19 protein-coding genes, 1 tRNA gene, 1 pseudogene and 1 riboswitch are annotated in these 24,036 nt (G+C 43.9%); of the genes and pseudogenes, 3 read left to right on the forward strand and 18 right to left on the reverse strand.

Going from position 1 to position 24,036, the window contains the following annotated elements; genetic code table 11:
• Window positions 1–21 precede the first annotated feature (21 nt).
• Complete coding sequence (locus tag LROSL1_RS06695) at window positions 22–2,268, forward strand: beta-glucosidase (protein WP_178914129.1); 2,247 nt, start codon at window positions 22–24, stop codon at window positions 2,266–2,268.
• A 341-nt stretch (window positions 2,269–2,609) separates the two neighbouring features.
• On the opposite strand, the gene LROSL1_RS06700 is transcribed toward LROSL1_RS06695, so the two are convergent.
• Window positions 2,610–3,827, reverse strand: a complete 1,218-nt coding sequence (locus LROSL1_RS06700) for a bacterial Ig-like domain-containing protein (RefSeq protein ID WP_178914130.1) — start codon at window positions 3,825–3,827, stop codon at window positions 2,610–2,612.
• A 209-nt stretch (window positions 3,828–4,036) separates the two neighbouring features.
• Window positions 4,037–4,585, reverse strand: a complete 549-nt coding sequence (locus LROSL1_RS06705; RefSeq protein ID WP_017261871.1) for a GNAT family N-acetyltransferase — start codon at window positions 4,583–4,585, stop codon at window positions 4,037–4,039.
• A 443-nt stretch (window positions 4,586–5,028) separates the two neighbouring features.
• On the opposite strand from LROSL1_RS06705, the gene LROSL1_RS06710 reads away from it, so the two are divergent.
• On the forward strand, window positions 5,029–6,651 hold the full coding sequence (locus tag LROSL1_RS06710) for a peptide ABC transporter substrate-binding protein (protein ID WP_178914131.1): 1,623 nt from the start codon (window positions 5,029–5,031) through the stop codon (window positions 6,649–6,651).
• A 164-nt stretch (window positions 6,652–6,815) separates the two neighbouring features.
• Here LROSL1_RS06710 and LROSL1_RS06715 read toward each other — a convergent pair.
• The 13 genes from LROSL1_RS06715 to parE form a co-directional block, all read right to left on the reverse strand.
• Window positions 6,816–6,888: transfer RNA gene (locus LROSL1_RS06715), tRNA-Ala, on the reverse strand.
• Between the two features lie 73 nt (window positions 6,889–6,961).
• Window positions 6,962–7,231 (reverse strand): hypothetical protein, encoded by a 270-nt coding sequence (locus LROSL1_RS06720; protein WP_178914132.1) that lies wholly within the window; start codon window positions 7,229–7,231, stop codon window positions 6,962–6,964.
• Between the two features lie 91 nt (window positions 7,232–7,322).
• Complete coding sequence (thiE, locus tag LROSL1_RS06725; RefSeq protein WP_178914133.1) at window positions 7,323–7,973, reverse strand: thiamine phosphate synthase; 651 nt, start codon at window positions 7,971–7,973, stop codon at window positions 7,323–7,325.
• A gap of 7 nt (window positions 7,974–7,980) precedes the next feature.
• Window positions 7,981–8,790 (reverse strand): bifunctional hydroxymethylpyrimidine kinase/phosphomethylpyrimidine kinase, encoded by an 810-nt coding sequence (gene thiD / locus LROSL1_RS06730; protein WP_178914941.1) that lies wholly within the window; start codon window positions 8,788–8,790, stop codon window positions 7,981–7,983.
• An 11-nt stretch (window positions 8,791–8,801) separates the two neighbouring features.
• Complete coding sequence (thiM, locus tag LROSL1_RS06735; RefSeq protein WP_178914134.1) at window positions 8,802–9,605, reverse strand: hydroxyethylthiazole kinase; 804 nt, start codon at window positions 9,603–9,605, stop codon at window positions 8,802–8,804.
• 143 nt (window positions 9,606–9,748) lie between these two features.
• Window positions 9,749–9,853: riboswitch (TPP riboswitch) on the reverse strand.
• Between the two features lie 64 nt (window positions 9,854–9,917).
• A complete protein-coding gene (msrA, locus tag LROSL1_RS06740) occupies window positions 9,918–10,466 on the reverse strand; it encodes a peptide-methionine (S)-S-oxide reductase MsrA (protein ID WP_178914135.1) in 549 nt (182 codons plus the stop codon).
• A gap of 23 nt (window positions 10,467–10,489) precedes the next feature.
• A complete protein-coding gene (gene msrB / locus LROSL1_RS06745) occupies window positions 10,490–10,939 on the reverse strand; it encodes a peptide-methionine (R)-S-oxide reductase MsrB (RefSeq protein ID WP_017261878.1) in 450 nt (149 codons plus the stop codon).
• Between the two features lie 60 nt (window positions 10,940–10,999).
• Entirely contained in the window at window positions 11,000–11,362 is a 363-nt protein-coding gene (locus tag LROSL1_RS06750; RefSeq protein WP_178914136.1) for an iron-sulfur cluster biosynthesis family protein, read from the reverse strand.
• Between the two features lie 356 nt (window positions 11,363–11,718).
• Window positions 11,719–12,105, reverse strand: coding sequence for an iron-sulfur cluster biosynthesis family protein (locus tag LROSL1_RS06755; RefSeq protein WP_178914137.1), 387 nt, complete (start codon window positions 12,103–12,105; stop codon window positions 11,719–11,721).
• Between the two features lie 138 nt (window positions 12,106–12,243).
• Entirely contained in the window at window positions 12,244–13,170 is a 927-nt protein-coding gene (locus LROSL1_RS06760; protein ID WP_017261881.1) for a manganese-dependent inorganic pyrophosphatase, read from the reverse strand.
• A complete protein-coding gene (locus tag LROSL1_RS06765; RefSeq protein WP_178914138.1) occupies window positions 13,170–14,168 on the reverse strand; it encodes a LysR family transcriptional regulator in 999 nt (332 codons plus the stop codon). The genes LROSL1_RS06760 and LROSL1_RS06765 overlap by 1 nt, the downstream gene beginning before the upstream one ends.
• A 335-nt stretch (window positions 14,169–14,503) precedes the next feature.
• Complete coding sequence (gene parC, locus LROSL1_RS06770) at window positions 14,504–16,957, reverse strand: DNA topoisomerase IV subunit A (RefSeq protein ID WP_178914139.1); 2,454 nt, start codon at window positions 16,955–16,957, stop codon at window positions 14,504–14,506.
• A 55-nt stretch (window positions 16,958–17,012) separates the two neighbouring features.
• Entirely contained in the window at window positions 17,013–19,142 is a 2,130-nt protein-coding gene (parE, locus tag LROSL1_RS06775; RefSeq protein ID WP_178914140.1) for a DNA topoisomerase IV subunit B, read from the reverse strand.
• A gap of 295 nt (window positions 19,143–19,437) precedes the next feature.
• Here parE and plsY point away from each other — a divergent pair.
• Window positions 19,438–20,040 (forward strand): annotated as a pseudogene (plsY, locus tag LROSL1_RS06780) (glycerol-3-phosphate 1-O-acyltransferase PlsY); the annotation flags it as partial.
• A 350-nt stretch (window positions 20,041–20,390) separates the two neighbouring features.
• Here plsY and LROSL1_RS06785 read toward each other — a convergent pair.
• The 3 genes from LROSL1_RS06785 to trmFO all read right to left on the reverse strand — a co-directional run bounded on the left by LROSL1_RS06785 (window position 20,391) and on the right by trmFO (window position 23,884).
• Complete coding sequence (locus LROSL1_RS06785; RefSeq protein WP_178914142.1) at window positions 20,391–21,269, reverse strand: aldose 1-epimerase family protein; 879 nt, start codon at window positions 21,267–21,269, stop codon at window positions 20,391–20,393.
• Between the two features lie 57 nt (window positions 21,270–21,326).
• Window positions 21,327–22,307, reverse strand: coding sequence for a tyrosine recombinase XerC (xerC, locus tag LROSL1_RS06790; RefSeq protein WP_178914143.1), 981 nt, complete (start codon window positions 22,305–22,307; stop codon window positions 21,327–21,329).
• Between the two features lie 218 nt (window positions 22,308–22,525).
• The gene (gene trmFO, locus LROSL1_RS06795; RefSeq protein WP_017261888.1) at window positions 22,526–23,884 is read right to left on the reverse strand and encodes a methylenetetrahydrofolate--tRNA-(uracil(54)-C(5))-methyltransferase (FADH(2)-oxidizing) TrmFO; all 1,359 of its coding nucleotides are present in this window, start codon (window positions 23,882–23,884) and stop codon (window positions 22,526–22,528) included.
• Between the last annotated feature and the right edge of the window lie 152 nt (window positions 23,885–24,036).

Here is a 24,036-nt window from a genome sequence, read left to right on the forward strand (position 1 = left end):
TATTTTTGGAGGCGTCAAATTATGGATAAAAAGGTTTTGGCTGTGCTTGATCAACTCACACTTGAACAAAAGGCCGCACTGGTAAGTGGAAAAAACATGTGGTTTACTGCCGCCGTAGACGCGGCTAACATCAGCGCCATCATGATGACTGATGGCCCAGCTGGTTTGCGTAAACAAATACCCAAGGAAGGTGAAACGCTTAGTGTTAACGCGAGCGTCAAGGCAATTTCCTATCCTTCGGCAGCACTCGTCGCTAGCACTTTTGATCGCTCGTTAGCACGCGAGTTAGGTCAACATTTAGGTGAAGAAGCTCAAGCTGAAGACATTAGTTTACTTTTGGGACCAGGCATAAACATCAAACGTTCGCCACTCGGGGGCCGTAATTTTGAGTATTATTCAGAGGACCCACTCGTAGCCGGTGAAATTGGCACCGCCTACATCAATGGTTTGCACGTTAAGGGTGTTGGGGCTACCGTTAAACATTTTGCGGCCAATAATCGTGAAAACCACCGTTTCACCAATTCTTCTGATATGGATGAGCGCACACTTCGAGAAATTTATTTAGCGCCGTTTGAACGCATCATCAAGCAAGCACACCCCGAAGCTGTAATGGCGTCATATAACAAAATTAATGGTGTCCTCAATGTCCAAAACGAGCGGTTGTTAACCGATATTTTACGTCAAGAATGGGGATTTACCGGTGTCGTCATGTCAGATTGGATGGCTGTAGCTGATCACGTTGCTTCCCTTCAAGCTGGTTTGGACCTTGAAATGCCTGGTAAAGGTGATGCCTCAACTAGTGAAATCGTCGATGCTGTTAAAGCTGGCACGATTACAGATGAACAACTAGATCTTTCAGCCGGTCGAGTGTTGGCCATGGTCGTGAGTTTGTTAGATAAAAAGTCTGCTCAAGCTTCATATGATCATGTGGAACACCACGAATTTGCTAGAAAGCTTGCCGATGGTGGCATTGTGTTACTGCAGAACAAGGATCACGTATTGCCATTAAAATCTGGCAAATCGGTAGCCTTTGTAGGCGCAATGGCAGATCAACCGCGGTATCAGGGTTCAGGTAGCTCACATGTCACGCCAGACCATGTTGTGTCAGCTCTAGAAGCAGCGAAGCAAGCAGACCTTGACGTTCGGTTCGCCTCTGGCTACGAGTTATCAAAAACGGCGATTGATGAAGAGCTCGAAAAGCAAGCAATTGAGTTGGCACAACATGCTGATCAGGTTGTTGTCTTTGTAGGCTATCGTGACGATGATGAATCAGAGGGCTTCGATAAAACGAACCTATCACTGCCAGAAAATCAAACACATTTAATTCAATCGTTGGCACAGCATGTTGCTCATATTAGTGTTGTTCTCGCAAATGGCTCAGTAGTCGAAATGCCTTGGCGAGATCAGGTTGATGCGATCGTTGAAACCTACTTGGCTGGCGAAGCCGTTGGTGAAGCAACAATTGATATCCTCACCGGTCACGTTAATCCAAGTGGCAAACTAGCAGAAACCTTTCCAGTCAAACTGGCTGATACACCAAGCTATGGCACATTTGATCAGAGTAACGAGCACGAGCGCTACCACGAAGGCATTTTCGTAGGCTATCGCTATTATGATCTGCATCATCAAGCTGTTGCCTTTCCATTTGGCTTTGGCCTCAGTTACACCACGTTTGAATTTAGTGATTTAGTGATTGGTGATTGGCAGGAGGATAATCTGCAGGTTACCGCGACCGTTAAAAATACTGGTTCAGTTGACGGTTCTACAGTACCGCAATTATACATTAGTAACCTCGTCAGTCTGGTTGAGAAACCAGTTCGTGAACTAAGGCAGTTTGATAAAGTTGCGGTTGCTGCCGGCAAATCTAAAATGGTTACCTTCACCTTGCATGCTCGTGATTTCAGTTGGTTCGATGCTGACAACATGACTTGGCAGGCTGACAATGGTCTGTACGAAATTGCGGTTGGATCCTCTTCGCGTGATTTACCGCTAACCAGACAGTTAACCATCAAACACTTCGCTAGTCAGCCGCTTGTTGTCAATATGGATACGTACCTTAACGTTCTCTTGGCAAACGAAACGACAAAATCTGTGTTAATGCAGATGTTTGGCGAACAGTTAGCCCAATTTACTAACCAGGACGATGCTAGTGCTGCCGACCAACAGATGTTGTTTAATACGCCACTGCGAGCGTTAGTTGCTGGCGGCTTCCCCGTCGCGGCTGTTCAAGCCTTCATCGATCAAAGCAATGCGGCTTTGAAAAAATAAATCTTCAATCGCAATCAATAAACCCAAAAGTTAAAAGCGTCCAATTGATTTACTGTTATTTGAATCAAGTAAATTAATTGGATGCTTTTTTCTGTCCATTTTTGACTTTTGATTGTTCACAGCCACTTATTTGTCTTGGCGATATTAATAGCGTCTAGTCGATTATGCGCGCCCAATTTACTTAGAACGGCTGACATATGACAAATGTCACTTCAACTGATGAAACCACAAATAGCACCCCACCAATTAGTTAAACTAATCGGTGCGATGCTAACTGTTGTTTTAAAATAACGCCTATCTAAAGCTTATAAACGATCAAATGACTCATTTTGCTGTGAAACTTATTTGCGGCCAAACAAACGAGCCCAAAAGCCACGCGTTTTCTTTTCAGCTTCCTTGGCTGCATTATTAGCCACTCGTGAACCAGTCGTCATGTGTCGTAATCCGTGACGAACGCCAGCCGCTTGTGAGGTGGCGGATGTATTTTCACGGGCTGATTGACTCTGCATGTGAATCGTTAAATTATCTGCGCTACCCTGTGGTCGTAAAATTTCGGGCAGAACCTGTAAGGTTGGGTGCACCGTAGCCGTGGAACCATTGACTTCAAAGCTGAGCGTAACGTTGTACGTCCCTGGCAATTTATGATTGGCCGTTGGATCGTCATAACTCATGGCCGTCCAACGAGACCGATCACGATTATATTGATCCTTAGCATCTGCCACGTAACGAGCGGGAATGGGGTCGCCATCACCAGCAACGATAATCTGATTATGAGCAGATAGTGAAAAGATATTTTCGTAGGCCGTTACAAAGACATTTTTGCCATGATCCGTGTAACGAACAGTAACCGGATACCGGCCAGCCTTCTGCCAGTTGACCTTTGACATGTCCACAATCGCCTTTTCAATGTCAATGGCATTACCATCCGCGTCATACAGATGTTGAACAAAACGGTCAGGATTAGTACGAGGTCCATTCACATAGGTGGTCTGGTTGGCCGTGTTGACGTGAACCATATTTTCTAAGATATGAAGGACTTGATGCGCACCAGCTGTGACACCATTAACGGTATACGTCAGCATTAACCCGTAACTGTTGTCTGCCATAATGTTAGGCTCACCATCGTCAAATTTAATTTTGACATTCTGGGTCGCGTTAGCCATGTGACCTGGATCCACTAGTCGTTTTATAAAAGCAGTTTTGTCAGGTATTGGCTCGCCGGCATGAATAGTAATGTCACGGCCATCCAACGCAAAAATATGTAAATGTGCAGTCGCAGACACCGTTTTTCCAGGATTGGTATACTGCAAATTAATCCGGTAATCGGCCGGTTGGTCCCAGTTGACGTTGGTGAGGTCAACTTGAACTTTTGCTGGATCAACGGCCTGACCTGTAGCGTCATAGACAGCCTTAACAAAACTTGTCTTACCATAGTGAGGTCCACCTACATAGGTCGTTTGATCTTGCGCAATGACAGTGGCCTGATTGGTAATCACACGTAACTGATTTTGTGCCTGTGAATCCTTTTGTTCAGTTGTTTTTCGATGTGGTTCAATCATGGGGCTCACTCCTAAACATTTATCGCAAACTGGAATCATTAAGATTTTCTAAAACTATTGTACTCAATAAAAACGGCGTTGAACAGCCCTATTAAAGCATTTATGTTTCTTTATCACAAAATTCACTAAAGGTGGTGATGTTAATGCGATATGGGGTTACTAGATAACTTGGCTGAAAGAAGTTAAAAAGGCACTAAATGCCCTTAAATTTAATCTTCATTCGCCCACTCATCTTCTAACATTGCATACTGAACAAAGCTACAAAATTGACCATTGATAATTTCCTGATCACGCATCGTTCCCTCTTGGTGAAGACCTAATCTTTCAGCAACGGCCTGGCTAGCCTTATTATTCACATCGGCGGTTAAGATGATTTTATGTAAATTGAATTCATCAAACCCAATTGTCAGTAAACGTTCGACGGACCGGGTCATAATACCTTGTCCTTGATACTGAGAACTTAGCCAATAGCCGATCGACGCATGCCGGTTAACGTTATCAATCTCATGCAAATCTAAACTGCCAATCGGCTTGCCATCCATGACGATTGTCAATGGCAACATTAGGTTGTCAGCAAAACGACCACGGGCATAATGAATAAAGTCTTGTTCGTCCTCAACAGATTGCATTTTATCTGCCCACGTCATCCACTTTCTAAGTTCCTGGCGATCTTCCGCAATATAGGTGATTAAGTCCTCGGCATCTTCAGTGCTTAATAATTTCAAGGCCAAGTGAGCATCAATTTGATGTGTAAACATGTTTATCCCCTCAATAAAAACATTTTATGGCTTTCAATTTACCATAAAAATGCCTGTCAAATTAGCTTTTCTGATTATTTTAAATCGTTTTTTAGAGAAAATTGTTTAGCAAACGTACTTGACAAGATTATCTTTAATTCTGTATCGTAGTCACCAGTTAAAAAAGACAGTTTAAGTGAAAGGAAGTTCGTCATGAACCGTTGCGCACAACAACTCAATACTTGGCAAAGCTGGTAATCAGGTTGCGTAACCGCCGTTAACACGGATGCAATCTGAGTGTGATACTCAAATTGTATCCGTGCCGGCTTATTCATTGATGTGCTTTAGACATCAAGTCTGCATGGGTATCAAACCGCGGACTTGGTGTTTTTTTGACCAAAGACAGTCCGCGTGGGCTGTCTTTTTTACTGGGTTAATCAAAACTTTCATAGGGGAAGATATTCATGAAACGCTTTACAAAATTTGCATTAATTGTCACTTCATTATTGACAGCCACGAGTTTAGCCGCCTGCCATCGTAATACCACGAGTAAGAAAACCATAACCGTCGTTTCACCCACTGAAATGATTACTTTGGATCCATCAAAGGCCACGGACAGCACTTCTCACACAGCATTGGTCAACACTATGACTGGCCTTTACAAAACAACCAACAGCACACCAGCACAGGCACTTGCGACACACACAACCGTTTCGAAAAACGGTCTTCAATGGAACTTCATACTCCGGCACAATACACATTGGTCAAATGGTGATGTTGTAACGGCAAGGGATTTCGTTCAGGCATGGCAGCGAACTAATGACCCTAAAACGGCCTCCCAATATGCTTACCTGTTTTCTGGTGTGCACAACGCGGATAAGATTCAAAAAGGATCGGTCCCAGTTCAAAGCTTGGGCGTTCACGCAACATCACGCTACCGTTTGCAGGTTACTCTTGATAAACCGATTCCCTATTTCAAACAGTTATTGACAATGCCGCAGTTTCTACCTCAAGATCATCGAGTTGTCACAAAATATGGTAAGCAATACGGCCTAACTGCTCAGCATCAAGTTTACAACGGTGCTTTCAAAGTAACGGGCTGGCACGGTACCAATAATACGTGGACACTTAAGCGCAATGGTGCTTACTGGGCCAAACGTACTGTGCATTTAAACAGTATTCACTTTACGGTTGTCAAAGACCCAAGCACGGCATTGAACCTGTATAAGACAGGCAAGGCCGACCTTGTCAGGCTGTCTGGCACACAAGTCGCTAATGAAAAGCAGGCAGCCGATTATAAATATCGTAGTGGCGCGGCCTCGGGCTTTGTTGGACTTAATCAAACAAAAAAGTCACCACTTCAAAATCAATCTGTGCGCCAAGCCTTGTCGAATGCGATTAACCGTCAACAACTAACGCGGAATACGTTGCAAGACGGTTCTACCCCTGCAACTGGGTTTACACCAGCAAAATTGGTTACTAATCCATCAACTCATAAGGACTTTGCGAGCGAAGCAGCAGTACCCGCAGTGACTAAGTATGATATGGCACATGCAAAACAACTCATGGCAACTGGTCTCAAAGAAAGTGGCAAACAGAACCTGAACATTACGCTATTAGCGAATGATCAAAACAACGGCAAGCAGCTGGCAGAATATCTTCAATCTCAATGGCAAAAACTGCCTCACGTAACGGTTAATGTCCAAACAGTTCCCTTAAAGGCGCAGTTAAGTGACATTACTTCGGGGAATTATGACGCCACGATTTTAACTTGGAATGGTGACTTTAACGACCCAACAACTTTCTTATCGCTTTTTCAAAGTCAAAATAAACAAATTAACGCAAAATGGACGAGTACAGCGTTTGATCACGACATGGATTTAGCTGCTGGTCAAGACGCCTTAAACAGTAACGCCCGTTATCAAGACCTCTTAAATGCCCAACGCACGCTGACCAAAGATGTTGGTATTGTGCCGCTTTTCTGGGGCTCATCAGTTGGCGGTACGCTTCAACGTAGCAATATTCACGATTTGGTTTACAGTAGTGCCGGGGTTAACTACAATTATCAAAATGTTGAACTTAAGTAAGCACACTAAAACAAGGTGTAGCATTAACTTATGTAGAATTGACGACGTGAATGACCTTACAGTCCCGAAATTTTAAAACGCATCTTAATACAAAGGCATCCTGTTCCTGATTTCTGGGAACAGGATGCCTTTGTATTTCATGTTGATTCTTAATAAGACTTTTATGGACCCGAACAGATTCGAACTGTCGACCTCCTACATGCGAAGCAGGCGCTCTCCCAACTGAGCTACGGGCCCAAAATAACAGCCATCTCTGCTGTTATTTCACTGTCAAGCATAGCACAACTTAGTAACACCGCAATCTACCAGTCTACTTTTTTTCAGCAGGTTGGTCTGTTGACTGTGTCGCGGCCAATTGTGCATTGGCTGCTTTTTGTTTAGCGATCGTTACACGTCGGTAAATAGCCAAAAAAGCAAAGTCAAAAATCAACATGATAACCACGCCTAAGATAAATGAACCGTCAAATGGTATTGGCAGTAGCCAGCCAATAATTCCGCCAACAAGAACGCCTAAAGTAAGCATTACCACCGCAATATTTGTCGGCATTGCCGGATTTATTGGTTTAGGTCTGTTTTTCATTTCACTGCCTCCAAACGATTTTATAAACGTCACTTAGTGTAGCGATTTTCACAGAGTGTTGCAAGCGTTGACCCACGTTCATAAACAAGGCTCAAGATTTGCTTGAAAAGGCTTGTCGAATAGCAGTTGCGGCGGCTTTTATATTTGTGGCTCTCGTTAATAAACTAATTACCGCAGCACCTGCCGCACCGGTGGCCTTAATCTCATTAAGGTTAGTCAGACTAATGCCACCAATCGCGACAATGGGCTTTACCGATGCACTAACGAGTTTTGTCAGCCCGTCGGTGCCAACAGCTGGATCTGCGTCAGCTTTGGAAATGGTTGGAAAAATCGGTCCACTACCAATATAGTCAACGGCAGTGAGCACATTAGCCTTGCGAATCTGAGCAAGTGTGTGACATGAGTAACCAATAATCATGTCTGGTACTTCGTCTATAACCTTGGCAATTGCTTCATCTGATTGCCCAACATGGACACCATCAGCTTCAAGACGTTTTGCTAGTGCAAAATCGTCATCAACAATAAACGGAATCTTAGCTTGTTTGCATAATTCTCTTAATATGCTGCCCAATTTTAGTTTGGCGTCACCAGAAAGTGCGTGGGGACCCTTCTCACGATATTGAAAAGCCGTGATACCGCCGGCAATGGCCGTCTCTAAAACTTCTGGCAGTTGGCGGCCATCAACCATGTCCTGAGAGCCCGCAACAAAATAGGCTGCTAATTGTTCTTTCTGAAATTTCATCGTTCGTTTATTCCTCCGACACCACAGCCCAGTGATTAAGCGGACCATGACCGTGGCCCACTTTGATGCCTTGTGCAATCGTCGCACTTACATAGGCTTTGCCCGTCCGAATGGCCGTTTCAATGTCGCTACCCTTGGCTAATTCTGCAGTGATGCAGGCAGATAGCGTGTCGCCGGTACCGTGCGTATTGTGTGTATCAAAGCGCGGACTTCTCAGCCAAAACGACCGTCCGTTTTCAAGCAAAACAAAATCACTGGCCGTTGTCGGATCCGCCTCGTGACCGCCTTTGACCATCACGTTTTTGGCCCCCATCGCCTGTAATTGTTGTCCGGCGCGCTGCATGTCAGCATCATTTTCAATGGTTAACCCTGTTAGTGCCTCAGCTTCAGGAAGGTTCGGCGTCACAATGGTGGCTAACGGAATTAGTTCTTTTTTAACGGTATCAATAGCGTCTTCGGCCAATAATGGTGCACCACCTTTAGCGATCATCACTGGATCAACCGTGAGTGGACCAAAGTCATAACGGGTAAGATTTTCAACAACATTATGGACACGGATAGAGTCAGCGAGCATGCCAGTCTTACAAGCCTTGATGGCCAGATCAGCATCTAACGAAGCAAACTGTTCGTCAATAATTTTGGTTGGCAAAGCCATGAAGTCCTGCACACCCAAGGTATTTTGGGCTGTAATAGCCACCAAAACCGTCGTTGCAAAAACGTGTCGTTCTTGAATTGTTTTTAAATCGGCCTGCATGCCTGCCCCACCGCCAGAATCAGAACCTGCAATGGAAAGAGCCTGTGGAAATTGTGATGTCATCTGTTCTGTCATTATTCATCTACGACCTTATCTTTAAGATATGACGATAGCGTTTCCGCTGTCACTTGACTAAAACTATCCATCAAGGCGATACCAAACGAACCAGGCTGCATAAGTGTTAGATCAGCTTGGTTAACTGCCCATTGACCGGTTGCACCAAAAATGGCAGTACCAGTCACTGCGGCTGTCATCGCATTGGGCTCCACTGCTAAGTATGCAGCTAAAACGCTGCTAAGCATGTCTCCTGAACCAACGTGCGTCGCAAATAATGGTGTTCCGACATGAAGACTGACTGTCTGCTGACCATCGCTGATCCAATCGACAGCTCCGGTCATCACAGCAACACAATGATAATGCAGTGCCACAGCCTGAATAATGCGTTTAGGATCAGACACAGCACCCGTAGCGTCAATTCCCTTACTGTTAGATAAATCTCCTGACAATGCTGCCATTTCTCCTGCGTTTGCTCGAATAACTGTTGGTTGGATATTGGCTATTAGTCGATCAAACTGTTGGCGGCGGCTTGGTAACCCAACCGCTACCGGATCGATCACAACCGGCCGTTGATGCTGATTGGCCAGGCTGCCAACAGTCACCATTTGGCCAATTTGATCAGGCGTCCAAGTACCTAAATTTAACGCAACTGCGCCAGCAATCCCCACCAAATCGCCGGCCTCTTCCTTAGCTTTTGACATAATGGGAGAAGCACCGATAGCGTTAACGGCGTTTGCCACTTCCGCAATCGTGACACTGTTAGCAACAGTAAAGACAACAGGGTTAGTTTTCCGGATGGTTTCCAATAAAGACAAGTTCATTGTGATCCTCCAATTCGATAATGGTGTCAAACAGTAACTAATATTGATGATGCTGATCAGAAACTCAATAAATAGACAGCGACGTTAAACGGCAACAAAAAAGGCACTGAACCATAGGAAAAAGGTTCAGTGCCTAAAAAACAATCACACACTGGCCACTTTCCTTCGCAAGTCTCAACTTACAGGTTCGAAGGGTCCGATATCTATCGTCTCAGTTCAGCAATTGCCGAACACCCCTAGTGGAATAGTTTACGTGACATTATTTTAGCATACTCGGTATTCTAATTAGAAGTAAGATTACGTTTATTAACATTAGTCAGTTGTTTTTGAGATCGGTTCAGCTGTCTTCCATTTCTTATCAATAAAGGCTTCACGGCCGCCACTCTCCTGCATTGCATAACGCAACGGATTCTTTTTATAGAAATCCTGATGGTAATCTTCCGCCGGATAAAACGGTTTGGCATCTTCAATTTGCGTCACAATTGGTGCATCAAAACGACCGGATTCAGCTAGTGCCTTTTTGGAAGCCTCTGCAATTCGACGTTGTGTCTCATCTTTGACAAAAATAACGGGACGATAACTATCACCACGATCCTGGAATTGACCCATCGCATCTGTGGGGTCCGTTTGTTGCCAATAGATTTGAACCAGTTTGTCGTAGGACATTACTTCTGGGTCAAACCAAATTTTAACTGCTTCTGTATGCCCAGTTGTATGGCTACATACCTGTTCATATGTTGGATTAGGCACATGTCCACCGGTATAACCTGATACCACCTTATTGATGCCAGCTACCGTTTCAAACGGCTTGACCATACACCAAAAACAACCACCTGCAAAAATTGCCGTCTCTTCTGCCATTTAATGCGCCTCCATCACTATTATTAAACCTGCTTAACGTTTGGGAACAGTTTAGCATATTTTTCGTAACCATTGCGTGTCAATTCGTCTGCCGGAATAAACTTCAGAGCCGCCGAGTTAATGCAGTAGCGAAGTCCGCCCTCTGTTTGAGGTCCGTCCGTGAACACGTGACCCAAGTGAGAATCCGCTTCCTTACTGCGGACTTCTGTTCTTTCCATGCCCAATGATTGGTCACGATGCTCCGCTAACGTTCCTTTCGTTATCGGATGTGTGAATGACGGCCAGCCACAACCGGCATCATATTTATCCGTTGAGGAAAATAACGGTTCACCACTGACAATATCAACGTAAATGCCATCTTGATAGAAGGCGTCATACTTACCAGAAAACGGCCGTTCGGTGGCGGCTTCCTGGGTAACGGCGTATGCTTCTGGACTTAATCTATCAATGTTTGCTTGTTTGTCTTTTGCCAATTGTCAGGTCTCCTTCTCCTTGTAAATCAACATTGCCGGGTGCTGATGATGTTTGTGCGACTATTCTGCTGTTGAACCAGACATCACCCTGATTTGAACGTTTGGATCCAGCTGTTCACTATCACCAGTTAGTTGTAAGGTGTTAAATGTTGTATTTTCTGTTAATTGCATGTGTTCGGACATATAAGTCTTACTGTAGCCTTTTACAGCCACAGGGCCTAGATCTGAATCAATCATAGCGTCATAGTCCGGTGTCAGTGCATCCTTGTCGACAATGATCAGATCAAACGACGTATCCAGTGAGCAATAGCCGACGTTTGAAAACGGCCCGACACCATCGTCAAAACTGAGTAATAAACGTTGATTCGGGCCCATAACGGCCGCAATTTTAGTTTTAGCATCTGATGACATGGATAATTTCATAGTGACCCTCCTTATAGATCAAAAGAATGTATCTCGTACACAATTAAATTGTGTCTTGCGTACTTAACGATACCTTTATTCTCCGCAAAATAGAGAATAACGCAAGCATTCTGCTCAAACCGAAAAGAACAGTATCTCTATCACTTTGCATTTGTCTTAGGAAACAGCTGTGACATAAGTCCGATTTGAGAACGAACATTAACATAAAACTCGGGATAACTTATTCCTGATAAACACTTGACTTTAGGTAGAAAAACTGACCTATTCCCTGGCTTGGGGAATGGGTCAGTTTTGGATTAAGCGGCATTCTCAGGACTTTGGAGCGTAATATTTCTCACACTATTATGTCGCTCATATTAGTTTGACCGTGCTGATTGACTGGCTGATGCATCAACAACAACCTCAACGTTATCATCGATCTGTTCACCCTCGTCAGATAGCTTAATTGTGTGCATAAGGCGGTTAAACGTCGCATGCAACTGTTTACCAAGGAATCGACCAGAATAGTCTTTATAGCGCACAGAGCCTAAATTAGAGGGAATCAATGCTTGATAATCATCGACATTTGCATCTTTGCCCACAACTACGAGCTGAAACGACACTTGGAGTGCTACCAGACCATGGTGTGAGTACGGGCCGACACCATCATCGTAGCTTAATAATAATTGATTTTCATCGATAAGTAAGGGCTTTAATTGAGCCACAACTTCGTCATCAAACGTTAATTCGTGTTCTTCTGCCATTGTTAACGCCTCCATTCAGTTTCTTATACGTATATTATTCGCTGTGGGCTGATGTGAGACAACTATTTATACTTATTATCCGTAGTGGCTCGATAAAAAAAACGTCTACATACACTGTAAACGTCTTTATTAAATCGCTTATTTAAATTGGTCTTGCAATGGTGGAACCACTTGTTTCTTACGTGAAACAACACCTGGTAAACTGGCCGTGTTATTGGTTAACGTTGTGTTAAACGCCTTTTCAACAACATCAGTTGGTTCGCCCCATACTAACAAGCGCGAGTCGCTGTCCAAGATGTTGGTAACCAAGACAAGGAACAGGTCATAACCTTTTTCCTTAGCATCGGCTGCCATGGCTGCTTCCAGCTTGTCCTGACGAGCAAAGACTTCGTCCAAGTCAACTGTGTTGATTTGGTCAATGCGAATGTTTTTACCACCCATTTCGAATGATTTTGCATCTTGTTCGATCAATTCGGCTTCGCTCTTAGAAGATAGGTTAGTACCAGCTTTAAGTTCTTCCAAACCGTATGTCTTGTAATCAACATCAGCAATTTCAGCTAATGCAATGACAGCGGCCTTATCGTCATCCGTTGTGGTTGGTGACTTCAGTAGAAGTGTGTCTGAGATAATCGCAGACAACATCAAGCCAGCCAATTGTGCCGGAATTTCAATTTTGTATTCATCAAACATCTTCATCAGAATCGTACTTGTACAACCAACTGGTTCTGCACGATAGAAAAGTGGTGATGAGGTTGAGAAGTTGGCGATGCGGTGATGGTCAACAACGTGGGTAACTGTAACATCTTCAATGTCAGAAACACTTTGTTGATGTTCGTTATGGTCAACTAACATAACTGAATCAACTTCGTCACTGGCCTTAGTGATCACCCGTGGTGTTGGTTCGTCAAAGTAGTTTAAAACAAATTGTGTTTCTTCGTTTGGTTCGCCTAAAGCAACTGCTTCAGTATCATACCCAAGTTTGTTTTGTAAGTATGAATATGCCTTTGCAGCAACAATTGCGTCAGTGTCAGGGCTTTGGTGTCCAAAAACCAATTCCTTACTCATTAATCTTTTGCTCCTTCGTCATGGTGGTTAACACCATATTTTTGATCATGAATTTGAGTCAGCCGCGAAATGTAATCATCGGCTTCCAAGTATGAATCAAACGCATCGAGTAAACGACCCACACGAGGAATCTCATCTTTATCTTTACGGAAAACGAACGCTAAGTCAAATTTAATTCCAGGTTCAAACTGAGCAGCGTGTAAATTGCTGTCAGCTCCCATAGCAATAATATAACTATTTGGCAGTGCTGTGTAGGCCCCAGTTTCAGCACTGAATTGATAAATTTGATCAGGCGTTGTGAAACGGGCTACCGCATTAGGTAAGTCAACCATGGCGTTTTTGTAATTTTCACGTAAAACCTGGTCTAAATAATATTCACGTGGGTATGTGACCCAGACATTGTTAAGGGTATCTTTCAAACGAATTTTTTTTCGTTTAGCCATTTTTTCATCGTTATGAATGAACAATAGATCTTCAGTGATGATTTTCTTTGAACGGTATGGCTTCCAGTTTTTAATGCTGTCATCTGGCAAATACATAATCGCTAGATCAATGCGATTGTTCTCCAAGCGATCCCAGATTTCCTTCCGCGTCAACATGTGGAAGTTGATGGTAACGTCAGGGTTTTCTTTGTAGTACTGAATGGCAAAATCTTCGAACACAGAATATTCAACGGAAGCTAATAGTCCGATGTTGATTTCGCCAGATTCAGCAGACGTTGATTGCTGAATCTCATCTGTTGCTTGGTTCAATACTTCATAAATTTCGTGTGTTGCACTAAGCATGGTGTTACCAGCTTCTGACAAACGTAATTTTTTTCCGACTGAATAAAATAATGGTGCGCCCACTGTTCGTTCAAGTTTTTTAATTTGTTGCGTTAATGCAGGCTGTGTAATCCCAAGAATTTGGGCTGCCTGTGTATAATTCATTGTTTCTGCCAGTTGTAAAAAGTAGGTCAATGTTTTCGAAGAAAAGATAGTCTCCTGTTTGCTTTTCATTATCCAGCCGCCTTTCAAATTGATCATCTATTATAAACAAAATCTTTTCGATACGATAATTGTACGCAATAGAAGTCTGTTTACGCAAGCATTAAAACTGAATTCATCATTATTTTTAAATAATGCAAAATGATTTTATGTGTTTGTCCTGCAGTCATATTGGTACAGTGATAATCATACGCACTCCGATTCACTAATGCAATGGGAATGCTTGCTCGCAAATCCTATAATGGAACGCAAAAAGCATAATGGCCGTTAACTTTTGAGTCAACGAATCATTATGCTTAATTTTCGGTGGTATAGCTAGTTGATAAGCCGCCTGTTGTTTTTTTAGGCTAATTAAGAATTAGTGTCTGTTCCTTATGCCGCAGTGATGTCGGCACACCTTCAGTATCAATATCAATCACAAATGAGCCATTTGAATAACGTGCATTACGTTCATGTTCAGCAGGCAAAATGTCATGACGAATACCACGGCTTGTAACCACTTCAACTGGGGCCACACTGTCATGAGCAACCGCAATAAAAGCAACGATTTCATGCGGGTTAGCCTTGAGCTCCCGCAGGCATAGAACACCTTTACGAGCACGACTTGTAACCGGCACTTCACTAATGGCCATTTTCTTCAAGGCACCGCGCTGAGTAACAATGATGGCATCATCGGAGTCTTTAACCAGTTGCATATTGACAACAATGTCATCGCCACGCAGATCCATCGACTTGGCACCACTGGTTCGTGCACCATTGGTTGGTACTTCGGCCAAGTCATAACGTAGTCCAAGGCCATTACGTGACATTAACATAACCGTCAACGGATCGCTTGAATCAACATATGTGATATCAACGACTTGATCATCCGGTTGCTTGAACTTTTCAAAGACACTAGCTCGTTTCCTGTACGTTCGCCCTGGTAACAGATCCATGAAGGCTGTCTGTTTGATGAGCCCATGAGCAGTAGCAATAACAAAATTACCTGGCTCTTCCAAACTGCTGAATGTAAAGGCAGCGATAAGCTCTTCATCATCTGCTAGGCCAATTGATTGGGAAATGTGCTCCCCAGTATCTTTCCACCGAGCATCAGTAACCTCGTGAATCGGACGGTAAATCAGGTTTCCTTTGCTGGTAAACATAAATAAATGATCCAGCGTAGAAACTTGCTTCAGCAAGATCGGGTAGTCCTCTTCTTTGAGACCGTTGTCGTTTTCAGAAGAGGCTTGGTAAGACCTTGGTGAACTTCGTTTGATATAGCCATCATGTGAAACCATTAAAACAACGGTTTCATCGGCAACCATAACAGTTCGATCCACCTTAAGTTCTTCAATTTGGTTCTCGATTTGAGTCAACCGTGGTGACCCAAATTGCTTTTTGACATCCTGCATCTGTGTGCGCATCACTTTGCGCAGCGATGCGTCATTGGCCAAGATGTCTTCAAGTTTTTCAATCTGAGCGTCCAGTTCCGCATGTTCACGACGCAACTCAGTTACATCGGTATTAGTCAAACGATATAACTGTAACGTCACAATTGCTTCCGCCTGAGGATCAGTAAAGTCATACTTATCCATCAAGTTTTGCTTGGCATCTTTACGGTTTTTACTTCCACGAATAGTCTGAATTACTTCATCCAAGATGGATAAGGCTTTAATCAAACCATCAACAATATGTTGACGCTTTTTTGCCTTGTTCAGATCATACTGCGTCCGTTTGGTAATTACCTCACGTTGAAAGTCAATGTACGCCTGCAATGCTGTTTTTAAGCCAACTCGTTCCGGCCGCATGTTATGAATAGCAACCATGTTGAAATTATAGGTGATCTGCAAATCAGTGTTTTTCAACAAATAATTCAAAATTCCCTGTGCATCTGCATCAGCTTTTAACTCGACGGCAATGGTCAGTCCCTGTCGATCAGATTCGTCACGTACTTCAACGATTCCCTCGACCTTTTTCATAATCCGGATCTCATCCATTTTTTTAACAAGCAGTGCTTTATTGACTTCATACGGAATTTCCGTGATTTCAATTTCCTGCTTGCCACCCTTAAGAGGCTTGAAGGCCGTTTTAGAACGCAACACGATACGGCCAGCACCAGTATTATAAGCCTTCTTAATGCCGTCTAAGCCTTGAATAATGCCGCCTGTCGGAAAATCTGGCCCCTTTACAAACTCCATCAAGTCATCAGTTGATGCCTTAGGATGGGCTAGTAAATAAATCAGTGCATCAATCAGTTCGTTTAAATTATGCGGTGGAATTTCTGTCGCATAACCAGCAGAGATGCCGCTAGCACCATTTACCAGTAAATTCGGGAAACGAGCCGGTAAAACTGTCGGTTCTTCCTCGGTGTCATCAAAGTTTGGCACAAAATCGACTGTTTCCTTGTCAATATCTTGCAACATGGTCCCTGATATTTTGCTTAACCGTGCTTCTGTGTAACGCATTGCAGCCGGCGGATCAGCATCAATTGACCCATTGTTTCCGTGCATTTCAATCAGCGGTGCTCGTAACTTCCAGTCTTGACTCATACGTACCATGGCTTCGTAAATGGATGAGTCACCATGTGGATGGTAATTACCCATGACGTTACCTACGGATTTAGCAGATTTACGGAATGCTTTATCAAAAGTATTACCATCCTTGTTCATAGCGTATAAAATGCGCCGCTGAACTGGCTTTAAGCCATCACGAATATCTGGCAAGGCACGATCCTGAATAATGGATTTTGAGTAACGGCCAAACCGTTCACCCATGACATCTTCCAGGGTTAGTTCCTGAATATTTTGTGTGTCATCTGCCACAAGTTCTGCTCCTTTCCTGCATTAAAACAAGCACCTTGTTTAATTAATTAACTAATTATTTATTGTCCCAAACAGTAATTGTTGGGCCTTGGTGTTTAGAACCTTGGTCATCAACTGAATCTTTGTCAGTCGTTGATTCTTTTTGACTGACAGTTGCTACTGTCGTCGATGTATCTACATCTTCGTCGTTTTCATTATTTGGCTCATCGTCTTCAACATGATGGGCTGAGTTAACGGCTGCATTATCAAGAATTGAACCGTCTTCTTCCAAGTTGAAGGCCACATTGTCTTCAATCCATTTCCGTCGTGGTTCAACTTTATCGCCCATCAACGTGGTAACCCGACGCTCTGCTAAGGCCGCGTCATCAATCCGAACTCGAATTAACGTACGGCTTGATGGATCCATTGTTGTTTCCCACAACTGATCAGCATTCATTTCACCGAGACCTTTGAACCGCTGGAGTGAATAGCCACGGCCAATCTTTTGCTCTTTGCCACTTAATTCAGCATCCGTCCAAGCATATTCAATCTGAGTTTTCTTGCCAACACCCTTTTGAAGCTTGTAAAGAGGTGGTAAGGCAATGTACACTCGGCCGGCGTCGATCATTGGCCGCATATATTTGTAGAAGAAGGTCAGTAGCAAAATTTGAATATGAGCGCCATCATCATCGGCATCTGTCATGATAATAATCTTGTCATAATTGGCATCTTTAATATCAAAATCAGCACCAACACCGGCACCAATCGTATAAATCATGGTGTTGATCTCTTCATTTTTGACAATGTCTTGCAACTTTGCTTTTTCCGTGTTTAATACTTTTCCACGTAATGGCAAAATGGCTTGGAACTTACGATCCCGACCTTGCTTAGCAGACCCACCGGCAGAATCACCTTCAACTAAGAATAATTCGTTGCGTTTAGCATTTTTGGATTGTGCAGGCGTCAGTTTACCTGAAAGTAATCGTTCCTGACGTCCCTTTTTCTTACCATTACGGCTTTCGTCACGTGCTTTGCGGGCAGCTTCCCGTGCTTGGCGAGCTTGCAAGGACTTGCGAATCAACATTTGAGCAAACTCGCCGTTTTCCATGAGGTAAAAGCCTAATTGTTCGTTCACAACATTATCAACAATTGTGCGAGCTTCGCTGGTGCCAAGCTTGTCCTTTGTTTGCCCTTCGAATTCAAGAATAGATTCCGGTATTCTCAACGACAAGACGACGGATAATCCTTCACGAACGTCAGAGCCTTCGAGGTTCTTATCCTTCTCTTTCAGCAGACCAACCTTACGGGCATATTCGTTGAACGCCTTCGTCCAAGCGGATCGTAACCCTGCTTCATGTGTCCCACCGCCAGGAGTACGCACGTTGTTAACAAAAGACAGCATTGTTTCCGAATAACCGTCGTTATATTGTGCTGCAACTTCAACCTCGACGCCTTCTTTACTGCCATCAAAGTACATAACATCGCCAAGAGTGTCTTTATCTTCGTTTAAATAGGCAACAAACTCCTTGATGCCATCAGGGTAGTGAAATTCTTCAGTACGTTCCTGTCCGGCGCGTTCATCTGCGAGCGTGATTTTGACGTTTGTCAGTAAGAATGCTGATTCCCGTAGCCGTTCTTCCAAGGTGCCAAAGTTATAAACGACTGTAGTGAAAACACTTGGGTCCGGCTTAAACGACACAGTTGTCCCATTGTGTTCTTTAGTTTTACCCAATTTAACTAATGTGCCAACTGGATGCCCACCGTCCTTAAAGTCTTCTTGATATTTCATTCCGTCTTTAACGATGGTGACCGTTAACCACTCAGATAAGGCGTTAACAACGGAGGAACCAACACCATGCAGTCCTCCGGAAGTCTTGTAGCTGCTGTCGTTAAACTTACCCCCAGCATGGAGAACGGTTAAGATAACTTCTGGTGTTGGCACGCCGGACTCGTGCATCCCCACCGGCATCCCCCGGCCATGATCCTTAACCGTAATGGAGTTGTCTGCGTGAATCGTTACGTTGATTTCTTTACCGAAACCAGCCAGCGCTTCATCAACCGCATTATCTACGATTTCGTAGACCAAATGATGAAGGCCCCGTGCATCCGTTGAACCGATGTACATCCCTGGGCGTTTGCGAACAGCTTCCAGGCCATGCAATATTTGAATACTTGATGCATTGTAATCTTTGGCTGATGAAGCCATGTACCCAACATCCTCTCTTTAAAACGTGTACTTTAAGCACAACGTAAATAGACTGTCTAAATTAAAATAACACACTCCGACCAAGTTTGGCATGACATTTTTGAGTCACCTGAGTTTTAATCAGCTAATTCTGACTATGAAAAACATCATAAATTTCGCGGAACCGTCACCCAATACGAATGTATGTTCGCATGAGATTGCAGATCTGTCAAGCATCAGTTTATGAATTGAATTGGCAGTCAATGGTCTTCATGATAAAATAGAACACATTCAGTTTTAACAAAGGAAGTTACCCATGCTCAAATTACTGATTATGCTCTTGGTGGCCTATTTATTAGGGTCAATTCCCACCGGTGTATGGATTGGCAAGATCTTCTTCCATACAGATATTCGCAAAGCTGGTTCTGGCAACATTGGCACTACTAACACATACCGCGTCCTCGGCAAAACAGCTGGCACGGTCGTCATGCTCATTGATATCCTAAAGGGCGCTTTATCAACGTTACAACCAGTTGTATTTGGTGCCCCCATCGTTCATGGTGTCGTTATTAACGGTTTACTGATTGGACTGGGTGCCATTCTCGGTAATACCTTTTCTATCTTTGACGGATTTAAAGGCGGCAAGGCTGTCGCAACCAGTGCCGGCATTCTGGCAGGCTATAATTTTCCATTTTTCATCGTGGCCTGCATTATCTTCGGCAGCTTAGTTTACATTACTAGCATGGTTTCAGTGGCTTCGATGGCCGCCCTGACGATCATCACGTTTCTGTCATTGCTATATCAAGATGGCGTCCTGACCACGGTCGCATTTGTACTGACTCTATTTATCATTTACCGGCACCGCGCTAATTTGGATCGTATCAAGGCTGGTACCGAAAACATGGTGCCGTTTGGGTTGTATCGACGATACCGACTATCCCATCCAATCAAGCCTAAGGATGACACCGATGATTCGAAAACCGTCGTCATTGAAAATGACAAAGCTGACATGAATCCGGAAAGTGTTAAAGACGAGGCTTCCACAGCTTCTAAAACGCCAAAAGCCACAGCCAAAGTGACCAGTGAAGAAGCACAGTCAGTTAACAACACGTCTACTGCTGATGCGCCTTCGACTGAGGCCAAATGATCTTTTACCGCAATCTTGTTAAACGACTAGAAACAGCGTTTGCTAACACATCAAAATGTTAGTAAACGCTGTTTTATTGCGCCCATAATTTAGTTAAAATTTGTTGCGGATATTAAAGAACCCTAGAAGTACTCAATACTATAGTCCGCGTTAAACATCGCTTGCGGATACAACTCATGAATGCCAAATTTTTTCGTCAGGTCACCATCCGCATTCACTGCGTCAGCAATCCCCCACCAAGGTTCGATACAAACGAACGGCGCCTTAGCCGGATATGGTGACCAAACGCCCACGTAATCAGCGTTTTGAAGGGTGACGGCAATGCCATGCTCGTTCAACCCTGATGTTAGTGTTAACGTCGCTGGTTGTTGGCTTAGTTGAAGAATCTTAGCATCGTGTTCAAACAAATCATGGTTAAGTTTCATTGGTCGCTCAAAGTTCAAGGTTGTTGGATGGTCAACATCGCTAAACGGACCATCAAGTTTCAATGATGAATAAGTTTGAGCCGGAGTAGCGGCCACAGTATAGTCATTGAACGTCCCTTGACTATCACCGAGTGGCACATTGAAACCAGGGTGACCACCGATGGAAAAGTAGATTGGCTCATCGCTCGGGTTGGCAACGCGATATTCCACGCTTAGCTGGCGCCCTAATAAACTAAACATAATGTCTAATTGGAAGGCAAACGGGTATTTGATGCGACTGGCATCGTTATCCTTTAAAGTAAAAGTAACGCTAGTCGCAGTTTGTGCCGTCACCAAAAAATCTTGATCACGAGCAAAGCCATGCTGGGTCATTGAATAAGTTTTGTCCTGATACCGATACTGATCATCGTGTAGCCGACCAACAATGGGAAATAAAACCGGCGCATGACGTCCCCAAAACTTTTTATCTGCCTGCCACATGTATTCTACGTGCGTTTGTACATCTTTGACGCTGGTTAACTCCGCGCCATGCTCATTGATGGCAACCGTTAATTCTTCATTCGACAACTTAATCATTTTTTCCTCCTAGATTAAAACCAGATTTAAACATCTCTGATACTTGTGTCACCCAAGCTAACTTTCTGGCTCATCTGGACCGCCACGGCCATGATCAACAGCGCGTGGAAAATAATTGCGATAGCTGGCTTGTAAATTTTCTTTGGTTACATGCGTGTATATCTGGGTCGTGGACAAGCTGCTGTGACCGAGTAATTCCTGCACAGTGCGCAAGTCAGCCCCACCGTTTAACATCTGTGTGGCAAACGAATGTCGCAGCATATGCGGATGAATATCGCCAGTCAGTGAACTTTGTTTCATCACCTGCTTCAGCGCGTATTCAATCCCTGCACTGGTCAGTGGATGACCATATCGATTAATAAAGACGTAGTCATGTTGTTGATGATATTTAGTCATTAATAGTGTACGGCACTGCTGCTCGTACGCATCAAGTGCATCACTTGCGTAGCGGCCAAACGGGACGTACCGTTCTTTGTCACCTTTACCATGTACTAAGATCATGTGGGTTGAGAAATCAAGATCCTGATAGCGCAGTCCAGCACATTCAGAAACCCGCATTCCCGTCGCATACAACATCTCAATTAGAGCCCGGTCACGGAATTGTAGCGGCTTGCTGCCATCCCCACTAGCCGTCTTCAACAACTCGTCGATCTCCTTGTCGTAGAAAAATCGTGGTAATGTTGACGGGTGTCTTTTTAAATTAACGTACACAAACGGGTTATCTTTAACCAAATCATTTTTAACTAAAAAGCCGTAAAAAGAACGTAGTGATGAAATTTTTCGCGCTGTGCTAGTTCTCGAATAATGTGCATCATACAAGTAACTCAGGTACACCCGAATATCTAAATGATCAATTGTGGTAAATGATTTTAACCCACCGTTATTCTTCATGAATTGAATGAATTCTTGTAAGTCTTCTTGGTACGCTGTCACTGTATTAACTGAATAACGCCGTTCAACCTGCAGATACGTCAAAAATAGTTGAACCCAATCGGTTTCTAGTTGACTTTGGTCGGATGTGATATCTTTTTCTGCCATAAATAAAAGCCCTCGTTACCGCTAACATTAGCAAAATAACGAGGGCTTGACAAGCGTTTACAAACGAACAGAAACATCGACTTGCCATTTAGTTTTTACGAATTAAAACGTTGTATTTACAGCAATACTGTTTATCACTATTAACTGCCAGAGAAAAGGCTCTGACTATCTTCGCCACAAATATGACAAGTGGAACCCATTTAGACTGCTACCGATAACTAGGCTTCAGGGGTCGGTTGTTCAGCAGCCACAGCAACTGGTTCAATACCGACAGTGGGTAAAAATTCGTCAAGATCAGTTAACGCACGGTGAGCTACTGCAGTATTCCGTTCACGTTTGTCACGAATGCGGTGGTCTAACCCTGGCACAATCCCAAAGTTGGCATTCATTGGCTGAAAATGTTCTGCATCCGCAGTAGTAATGTAGTTTGCCATTGACCCGACCATCGTCGTTTTCGGAAAGGTCACGGTGTCTTGTCCCAAAGCAAGTTTGGCAGCGTTAATACCAGCCAGAATACCAGATGCGGCACTTTCAATATACCCTTCAACACCCGTCATTTGACCGGCAAACAACAGCGTTGGCCGAGACTTGGTTTGATACGTTGCCTGTAATAGTTTAGGTGATTTCAGGAACGAATTACGGTGCATAACGCCGTAACGCACGAATGTGGCCTTTTCTAGACCGGGAATCATGCGGAACACCCGCTTTTGCTCACCCCACTTCAAATGCGTTTGGAAGCCAACGATGTTGTACAAGTCACCGGCTGCATTATCCTGGCGCAGCTGTACAACCGCAAACGGGCGCTTGCCAGTTTTAGGATCATCTAAGCCAACTGGTTTCAACGGGCCATATAATAACGTTTGCCGACCACGCTTGGCCATAACCTCAACAGGCATACAACCTTCAAATACATCGCTGTCTTCGAAATCATGTACATCGGCGGTCTCGGCGTGAATCAAGGCGTCGTAAAAAGCATTGTACTCTTCCTCGTTCATTGGAGCATTGAGATAAGAAGCTTCCCCCTTATCATAACGTGACTTTAAATACACCTTATCCATGTCCAGTGAATCTTTGTTTAGAATTGGTGCAGCTGCATCGAAGAAATGCAGGTCGTCTTCTGCCGTAAAGGACTTAATGGCCTCAGCCAAAGGGCCGGCCGTCAACGGACCAGTTGCCATAACGGTGATGCCGTCAGGAATGGCAGTGACTTCCTCACTCACGACTTCAACATTAGGCATTTGTTTCAGCTCGTTGGTGATTTGTTCAGCAAACGGTGTCCGGTCAACCGCCAGTGCGCCGCCAGCAGGCACTGCATTAGCATCTGCTGAGCGGATAACGATACTGTCCAAATGTCTCATTTCAGCCTTGAGTAGACCAGCCGCGTTGCTAATCTGATTAGCCCGCAGAGAGTTTGTACAAACCAGTTCCGCAAAATTACCGGTTTCATGAGCCGGGGTTAACTTTGTTGGTCGCATTTCGAAAAGTTTGACGTTCACACCGGCCTTGGCGATGTGATAAGCTGCCTCACTACCTGCCAGACCAGCGCCAATTACGTTTACAGTGGGTGTCGATGCCATGCTGATGCCTCATTTCTATTCGTTAAGTGAATGTTTAAATCTTTATCAAGCGGTGTGTAACCGCATGTGTGTATTCTACACCGTCTGTAAGTAAAAGCGCACCCCTAATCTCGTAGCAGAAACCACAAGATCAAGAATGCGCAAATGTAACT

This window comes from Furfurilactobacillus rossiae, from assembly GCF_013394005.1.
In the GTDB taxonomy this organism is placed as follows: Bacteria; Bacillota; Bacilli; order Lactobacillales; family Lactobacillaceae; genus Furfurilactobacillus; species Furfurilactobacillus rossiae.

Excerpts from the sequence above, each read along its gene's own strand:
- LROSL1_RS06695 (WP_178914129.1), top strand. The coding sequence starts at position 22 with ATGGATAAAAAGGTTTTGGCTGTGCTTGATCAACTCACACTTGAACAA.
- LROSL1_RS06700 (WP_178914130.1), bottom strand. The coding sequence starts at position 3,827 with ATGATTGAACCACATCGAAAAACAACTGAACAAAAGGATTCACAGGCA.
- LROSL1_RS06705 (WP_017261871.1), bottom strand. The coding sequence starts at position 4,585 with ATGTTTACACATCAAATTGATGCTCACTTGGCCTTGAAATTATTAAGC.
- LROSL1_RS06710 (WP_178914131.1), top strand. The coding sequence starts at position 5,029 with ATGAAACGCTTTACAAAATTTGCATTAATTGTCACTTCATTATTGACA.
- LROSL1_RS06720 (WP_178914132.1), bottom strand. The coding sequence starts at position 7,231 with ATGAAAAACAGACCTAAACCAATAAATCCGGCAATGCCGACAAATATT.
- thiE (WP_178914133.1), bottom strand. The coding sequence starts at position 7,973 with ATGAAATTTCAGAAAGAACAATTAGCAGCCTATTTTGTTGCGGGCTCT.
- thiD (WP_178914941.1), bottom strand. The coding sequence starts at position 8,790 with ATGACATCACAATTTCCACAGGCTCTTTCCATTGCAGGTTCTGATTCT.
- thiM (WP_178914134.1), bottom strand. The coding sequence starts at position 9,605 with ATGAACTTGTCTTTATTGGAAACCATCCGGAAAACTAACCCTGTTGTC.
- msrA (WP_178914135.1), bottom strand. The coding sequence starts at position 10,466 with ATGGCAGAAGAGACGGCAATTTTTGCAGGTGGTTGTTTTTGGTGTATG.
- LROSL1_RS06750 (WP_178914136.1), bottom strand. The coding sequence starts at position 11,362 with ATGAAATTATCCATGTCATCAGATGCTAAAACTAAAATTGCGGCCGTT.
- LROSL1_RS06755 (WP_178914137.1), bottom strand. The coding sequence starts at position 12,105 with ATGGCAGAAGAACACGAATTAACGTTTGATGACGAAGTTGTGGCTCAA.
- LROSL1_RS06760 (WP_017261881.1), bottom strand. The coding sequence starts at position 13,170 with ATGAGTAAGGAATTGGTTTTTGGACACCAAAGCCCTGACACTGACGCA.
- LROSL1_RS06765 (WP_178914138.1), bottom strand. The coding sequence starts at position 14,168 with ATGAAAAGCAAACAGGAGACTATCTTTTCTTCGAAAACATTGACCTAC.
- parE (WP_178914140.1), bottom strand. The coding sequence starts at position 19,142 with ATGGCTTCATCAGCCAAAGATTACAATGCATCAAGTATTCAAATATTG.
- LROSL1_RS06785 (WP_178914142.1), bottom strand. The coding sequence starts at position 21,269 with ATGATTAAGTTGTCGAATGAAGAATTAACGGTTGCCATCAATGAGCAT.
- xerC (WP_178914143.1), bottom strand. The coding sequence starts at position 22,307 with ATGGCAGAAAAAGATATCACATCCGACCAAAGTCAACTAGAAACCGAT.
- trmFO (WP_017261888.1), bottom strand. The coding sequence starts at position 23,884 with ATGGCATCGACACCCACTGTAAACGTAATTGGCGCTGGTCTGGCAGGT.